At 36.8% G+C, this 5,497-nt stretch carries 7 protein-coding genes; 4 read left to right on the top strand and 3 right to left on the bottom strand.

All coding sequences use genetic code 11. The features are described from left to right. The coding region (locus EAE91_RS22885; protein ID WP_214090468.1) for a conjugal transfer protein TraG N-terminal domain-containing protein at positions 1–560 on the top strand (560 nt) is incomplete at its 5' end. Positions 561–609: 49 nt separating this feature from the next. Here the strand turns inward: EAE91_RS22885 and EAE91_RS22880 are convergent. Beyond that, on the bottom strand, positions 610–990 hold the full coding sequence (locus EAE91_RS22880) for a hypothetical protein (RefSeq protein ID WP_214090467.1): 381 nt from the start codon (positions 988–990) through the stop codon (positions 610–612). Between the two features lie 920 nt (positions 991–1,910). Next, positions 1,911–2,945 (bottom strand): Abi family protein, encoded by a 1,035-nt coding sequence (locus tag EAE91_RS22875; RefSeq protein WP_214085542.1) that lies wholly within the window; start codon positions 2,943–2,945, stop codon positions 1,911–1,913. A gap of 501 nt (positions 2,946–3,446) precedes the next feature. Between EAE91_RS22875 and EAE91_RS22870 the strand changes: the two genes are divergently transcribed. Next, positions 3,447–3,605 (top strand): hypothetical protein, encoded by a 159-nt coding sequence (locus EAE91_RS22870; protein WP_214085543.1) that lies wholly within the window; start codon positions 3,447–3,449, stop codon positions 3,603–3,605. A gap of 243 nt (positions 3,606–3,848) precedes the next feature. On the opposite strand, the gene EAE91_RS22865 is transcribed toward EAE91_RS22870, so the two are convergent. After that, on the bottom strand, positions 3,849–4,394 hold the full coding sequence (locus EAE91_RS22865) for a helix-turn-helix domain containing protein (protein WP_214090466.1): 546 nt from the start codon (positions 4,392–4,394) through the stop codon (positions 3,849–3,851). 282 nt (positions 4,395–4,676) lie between these two features. On the opposite strand from EAE91_RS22865, the gene EAE91_RS22860 reads away from it, so the two are divergent. Both EAE91_RS22860 and EAE91_RS22855 read left to right on the top strand, forming a co-directional pair. After that, positions 4,677–4,907 (top strand): helix-turn-helix domain-containing protein, encoded by a 231-nt coding sequence (locus EAE91_RS22860; RefSeq protein ID WP_214085549.1) that lies wholly within the window; start codon positions 4,677–4,679, stop codon positions 4,905–4,907. A gap of 254 nt (positions 4,908–5,161) precedes the next feature. Beyond that, positions 5,162–5,497 (top strand): hypothetical protein (locus EAE91_RS22855; protein WP_214090465.1); only part of this gene is annotated, 336 nt, incomplete at its 3' end.

Here is a 5,497-nt window from a genome sequence, read left to right as displayed (position 1 = left end):
TCTATGCCGGTTACGGCGGTAACGCGGATTTTACTCTGATGAATTCGGTGGGCCGGATAGCCTCATTGGGCGGGGTGTCGTTGGGAAGCTTGGCGGCATTTCCGGCGTTTGATGCAATGCGCCAGGCATTACCAATGGTACAGGCTGTTATACTGATGGCGGTGACTATCATATTGCCCCTGATTATAGTATTTGCTGTCTATGAATATAAGACGGTCGTTACACTGACTTTTATTGTGTTTGCGCTGAATTTTTTGACCTTCTGGTGGGAATTGGCACGTTGGTTGGACAGCTGGTTACTGGAGGCATTGTATGGTTCGGATACGCACAGTCGCTGGAATATGGCCGGTTTTCAGAATAGCACAGACGATATCATTATGAGTTTTGTGATGGGGACGATGTTTATTGTGCTGCCGGCATTGTGGATGAGTGCTTTGTCTTGGGCTGGTATCAGAGTTGGTGGTGCATTAGAAAATACAGCGTTGCGACATGGGACTTCTGAAACTCAATCTAGTGGTGCTAAAATAGGAGAGTCGGTGTCAAATAAAATTATGAAATAGTTTATATGATTATATTAAACAGTGATATAGATAATTTATTTCACTGTTTTTAATCATCTAGTTTGCTGCCGTTGGAGTAAAAGCCATAACCTTCTGAACCATTCCGATACTTAGCTTTTAGAGATTCACTGTAGGTAGTATCTTGCTTGCTATCTTTAGCTAGTGAGAGTCCCAGTAGTAGTCCAAAGATCAGTATAATAACTCCTATTGCCATTAGTACTCCTATCAGCAAAGTAACCACTATACTGCTAACAAGTAAATAAATGGGCATGTGTTCCATCCAGCTAGGGAGATTGTATTTGCGGGCTTTAGTAACACAATTTGCATCCCAAGTATGTAAACGCTGGCATAAGTTGCGGTAAATGTTAGCGGCTTTTACTCCCCTAGCTTGAGCACGTATTATACGTTGTTTGTCATGATGATTAGTCATTGGATAGCCTCTTGTGGAGATGATGTTTAGACAAATAGTATTATTTTCTATTAGGTTAGCCAAAAATTTGAGTGGCGTCTATGGTATGAATTGTAAAACGAGTTGTGTGTTATGCACATTTGCACGGCTGATAAAGCTCATTCACCTGACCCCATCAAAGGGTCGGGTGAATGGAAGCGGTTGGTGAGCTGGGGAGGCGAACCAATATCAGCGGTGTAACTGTGTATAACTCTTTTTTAACGAATAAGGTGAGTAATTATATTTTTAACCTTCTGGCGGGTTGATGCATCGGAAAGAGTATTCCTTTGCGAAATTATCTGGGACACCTGTCAGTATTTTTGTCTGGAATTTTGTAGGAAACAGGATATATTTAATTTAATAGAATAACCTTTATTACATTTTTCACTCAGCTTGTTGTAGCGCTCTATAAACTTGGAATCATAAAAAGAAAGTTTGTTAATGGTTTTGATAAGGTTATTTTGTTATTGTTATTTAAAACAAAGTCCTTATCTTTAAATAATCTAGACTTCTCAGTTGCATATACTAGTACGAATCTAGGATCATGGTTTACAGTCGAATCAGGATTATCAATGAGGTCAGTTAATTTTATAGTTTTTGCTTTTGGTGCTGATTTAGATGAATATAATAGATCATTATTCTTCTGGATAATTCTGTTATCACCATTATTATTACTAGAATCGTCAGCATTTCTATATATGTAGCTACTATATCACTAAATTCTCGTTTGAGATTTTGAAGCATTATGCTTGTGTCCTCTACTGTATCATGTAGCTAAGCTGCGGCAAGTGTTTCTTCTGTATGTGGCAAAAAAATGGCCAGCCTAGCTACTTCAGTTAGATGTAAAATATAAAGTTTGTTAGTATATTTTTGCCTTTTTACTTAGTGTTAAAAGGCCGTTATTATTTTCTTCTAACATTTTTTGCAACCCATGTGCTACTTGTATTGTCTGGCTCGAAATTCACGTTAATACCTATTTCGTGAGGTAAGTTCTTTTCATGATTTCCATGGGCATCGAGAACAAATAGATTACTTGGATGTTTAAATGCTTTTATTGAAACCACCTTACCTTCAACCTTTACAATTACACCATCCAATCTTGTTTCTGTAATGTTTGTATTATACCAAGCCTCTATATCTACTGGATGTACTTGATCAAAATCTTTGGCTGCCTGTTTGAATCTCTCAATAGTTTCCTTTTTACACAGTTGTGTTATTTGCTCTATACTTTCCATAATAACAATTGTTTTGAGATTAGAGGGATTAATATACTTAATTAAGTTCAAACACATCTTAAAACTATTGAGTACTGTATTAATGTGACCTTCAACTGAAAAACTTTTCTTATTATGCCATATAGGCTCATGATGAGCGATTCTATTACGAAGAAAATTAAGTTTTTTTATGTCGTTGGTTATATGCTTGAAAGTCACTTTTTCACCTGGGAATGAAAAATCTATCATTTCCGGCCATATTTTAAGGGACCCTTGTTTATCAGATTTATGATGATTGGAGCAAATGTTACTCCATACACCAAATGTAAGCTTTGCAATCAATTCATCCGGAGTTACTTCTCTTTTTTCTTCTTGGATAGAAGAAAGGGCATTTTCCACTGCCTCACGGCTTTTCATAAATTTGTTGTCTTCTGTATTTAAATAGAAATGTTGAATCCAGTTTCTGTCTATTGCCATTTCAGCGGCGGCAGGGGGAAGCCCACTATCTATAAGTTTTTGCCGTTGATATGCTAAGTGACCATAGTATAAACTGTTTCTTAGCGAAACTTCTAAAAGTTGTAATACAGGAAAAAAAGTGGCGCAGAGCCTTTTATTCCATATATAGAGTCCTAAACATTCAGCTTCATCTTCTGTGTTAAAACCTCTTTTGTAAGTTGATATACGTCTTTCTGATATCGACATTAGAACACTTTTGACGGTCATTGTAATTCATATCCTTTTCCCACATGATTTAAAATAATATAATAATGATTATGGTATTTCATCTATACTTTTCACTTGCCTCTTTTCCATTCTTTGTGATTCATTACAGGCTGTTGTTTTAGCAGCAGGATGCTTGACGCTATCTGTTTGTTGCTGTAGTATTCCCTCTGCTGATCGCGGCTATTGCCGCTAGCAACGTGCTAGGGTCACAGATGATGGAAATCATGCTGCTGATGCCGAAAGATATTCGGGATAAACCCCTGTTGAGAAATCAACAGGGGTTTTCTCGTTTTTTTAATTAGAAAGGCAAAAATTAATATACGGAAATCCTATTTACTGGTATTTGTTAGTACTATAAATTGCACATCTTTATTTGTCTCAACAGAAGGTACATTCATAAGAAAGCTTTAAGTCATGCGGTTTCTCAGCATCGTGAGCATCAGAAAAACACAGATTTTTGATTTTTATAACTATAGTACTAAATGATGATAGGGGAAGGTTATGCAATCAAAACGCCGAATTTCTGAACTTAAGAAAATGTCCGTAAAAGAACGCAAAATTGAAGGCATGCGTCGAGCTAGGGCTGCTTTTGATCTGGCTGAACGTACAGGTACGTTAACAAAACGTCCTGTTATCGTTGAGTGCTGTTTTTTTCGTTAGCTTGATAAAGCTTTGTCTGTGACTTCCTTTTGAGTGGTGGTGAGCTTTTAGGTTGGTTTACCTAGTTCGTAATTATTCTTCGGGTGTTTTACACAATTGACCCACACACTCAGTTCTCCGTGCTGTTTCTCAATGTGATGCATTTTTATCTGGCTATTCGCCTGACTAAGTGAAAATTGAAAGGTATCGTCATTCTATACCTATGCTTAACTCTACGCTGTTATGAGCATCAATCGGTTGTGTTTAATTTTTTTCTTGATTTATCAGGGTAGTAATACATTGCAAGATTTCTTTATCTGTTGATTCATCCCCAGCAAGAGCCATTTTGATTGCTTGTTTCAAACTTGATCTAATATGAAGCTTATCAATGGTATCCTTGATATCTTGTTTTTCATGAGCCATTGTTAATAGCCCTTCAATACCTTTACGATGAATTAATTTTATAAGCTTATCTACTTCGCATAGATTTAGGGAGTTAAAAACCAAGTTCCAGGAATGTCGTAGCTCAATATCATCATAGTATGCATCTGGTGTTTCAAATTTGAAATTTTTATCCCCATTTGCAAGCCAATCCAAGCTTACATTTTCCTTATTAGCAACAATTTGCATATATTTTAATGATGGGCTTGTTCCTTTATTGATGTAGTTATTGAGAGTTGAGTAAGGCAAGCCCCAATCTTTTGCAGCAGTCCTAATGTTTCTTTGCCCTACAAGTTGTAATAACCTACTGATAAAACCTTCTTTTTCTTCATCACTAAAAGAAGCACCTGATGCTTTTTTGTTTTTCATTTTCTCAATTTTCATTCAATTGGTTGATTTTTAATAAAAATTATTCCCTAAGGATAATATTTTCAAATTAGGGGATTTTTGGTTCTAATTTGCTTTACAATTTTCAAATTTGGATCAATACTTGTGTTCCAGTGAATAATTTCCCAAAGATTATTTGCACTGACAATTGGTTAGAGTAATTGAAATATAGATTGAAGTAAAACGTACTACTAACAGAGTTTAAAGCAAAGAATGTTACTCGTCGTTTTACAGTATTATTAGATAGTTATACCCGATTGGAGGATTATTGTGGAGAAAAAAGATTGGCATTCGGCAGATATTATCGCTGCGTTAAAAAAGAAAGGAACGTCATTGGCTGCCGTTTCTCGGGAAGCTGGACTGGCATCGTCAACATTATCCAATGCTTTACAGCGTCCCTGGCACAAAGGTGAGACAATCATTGCGAATGCATTGGGACAGAAGCCTGATGAAATCTGGCCTTCCCGTTATCAGAAAAGAAGGAAAGGATATTGATCTCGAAGAGAAAAAATATGGTGGCTGCTATAGGAGCCATAAAAGCAACGCTCTGAAAGTGAGGCAACACAATCAGAGCGTCTAACCACAACATTACAAGAACTAATGTATGGCTAATATGAATAGTAACATATCCTCATACTCAAAGCGTTATACATTTAACGCGCAATCTAATGTAGAAACCGAAGTACATACCGTGCTTACAGACTTTTCTTTGGTTTTAATTTTTTGTAAACCAATTGGGAAGCAATATTATGCACAGTAGCATCCCTGATACTCCCGACGACAATGATATACCTGATGTGAATATCCTATGGTCTGGCATGTCGGATGCGATTGCATCACTGGATCTCTCATGTGTTAGTGATACTGTACTGTGTCAGCTAATTGAATCATCCAAAGAAAATGCTATGGGCATTTGTCATGGAGTAACTTTTCTTGGTGACTCAATGTTGTCGTTTGCCAGTAATAACATCCATGAATTTACGCCAGAGAGTTTGTGTCAGCTCGGGCATAGCCTAGAGGCGTTGAGTTCTTTATTACCGATGTTGTTTACTTTGCATGAAAAAGCGAGTGGTGAATGTCACCGT

The organism is Photorhabdus noenieputensis (assembly GCF_018448935.1).
In the GTDB taxonomy this organism is placed as follows: Bacteria; Pseudomonadota; Gammaproteobacteria; order Enterobacterales; family Enterobacteriaceae; genus Photorhabdus; species Photorhabdus noenieputensis.
The sequence above is the reverse complement of the archived record's forward strand: the minus strand, read 5'-3'. Positions and strand labels throughout refer to the sequence as shown.